Here is a 1,122-nt window from a genome sequence, read left to right on the forward strand (position 1 = left end):
TCGCCGAGGCCGACTGCTGTCCGTCGGCGGCACGGTTAGATGAGTAGAAGAGCCGGATGCGTCACCCCGCCCGCCTCGGAACCGCCCTCGCCCTCACCCTCGCCGCCACCGCCACCGTCGCCGCCTGTGCCACATCGGGGCCGGGGTCCGGATCCGGGCCGGGGTCCGGATCCGGCGCGGTGGCCGGGCAGGTCGTCTCGTTGACGAGTTGCGGCCGGGAGCAGTCCTTCGCCGGCCCGCCGCGGCGGGCGGTCGCCCTGGACCAGGCCTCGACCGAGACCCTCCTCGAACTCGGCCTCCAGGACCGGATGGCCGGCACCGCCAACCTCAAGACGAAGATCCCGGCGCAGTACGAGGCCGCGTACGCCAAGGTCCCGGTCATCGCCCCGAAGATCGCCACCGCCGAGCAACTGCGCGCCGCCACGCCCGACTTCGTCGTCGCCGGCTCCGCGGACCTGTACACCAAGGACCGGGCGGGCACCCGCGAGGAACTGGCCGCGCTCCAGGTCCCCACGTTCGTCAGCGCCGTGGACTGCCCCCAGCAGAACCCGGCCGGCGCCGGCGCGTTCGAGCTGCTCTTCGCCGACTACGAGAACCTCGGCAAGGTCTTCGGCGCGCAGGAGCGGGCCGGCCGGCTCGTCGCCGAGCAGCGCGCCGCGGTCGACCGGGCGCGGGAGACCGCCGCGCAGGGCCGGCAGGGGGAGCGGCGGCCCACCGTCGTCTACCTCTACTCCGTCTTCAACGGCATGCCGTACGTGGCCGGGCGGACCGGTCTGCCCAGCGAGATGAGCCGGATCGTCGGCGCGGCGAACGCCTTCGACGACCTCGCCGAGGACTGGCCGGAGGTCACCTGGGAGGAGGTCGCGCGGCGCGATCCCGACGTGATCGTGATCGGTGACCTGTCCGAACGCGGGCGGCCGGGCGACAGCGCGGCCGAGAAGCGGGCCGCCCTCGCCGCGCACCCGGTCGTGTCCCGGCTCCCGGCGGTCCGCGAGGGCCGGATCATCGAGGTGCCGGGCATCGAACTGGACCCTTCGGTGCGCTCCGTCCACGCCCTCGGCCTGCTCGCCTCCGGCCTGAAGGACCTCGGCCGTGCCCACTGACCCCCGAGCCGCCCCGGCC

General features: G+C 74.7%; 1 protein-coding gene. It reads left to right on the forward strand.

Annotated features, from left to right (window positions below; genetic code table 11):
* Positions 1–56 precede the first annotated feature (56 nt).
* Positions 57–1,103: an ABC transporter substrate-binding protein gene (locus EF918_RS35975; protein WP_125653005.1), complete on the forward strand. Its 1,047-nt coding sequence runs from the start codon at positions 57–59 to the stop codon at positions 1,101–1,103.
* Positions 1,104–1,122 lie beyond the last annotated feature (19 nt).

This window comes from Streptomyces sp. WAC06614, assembly GCF_003949795.1.
Classification (GTDB): Bacteria; Actinomycetota; Actinomycetes; order Streptomycetales; family Streptomycetaceae; genus Streptomyces.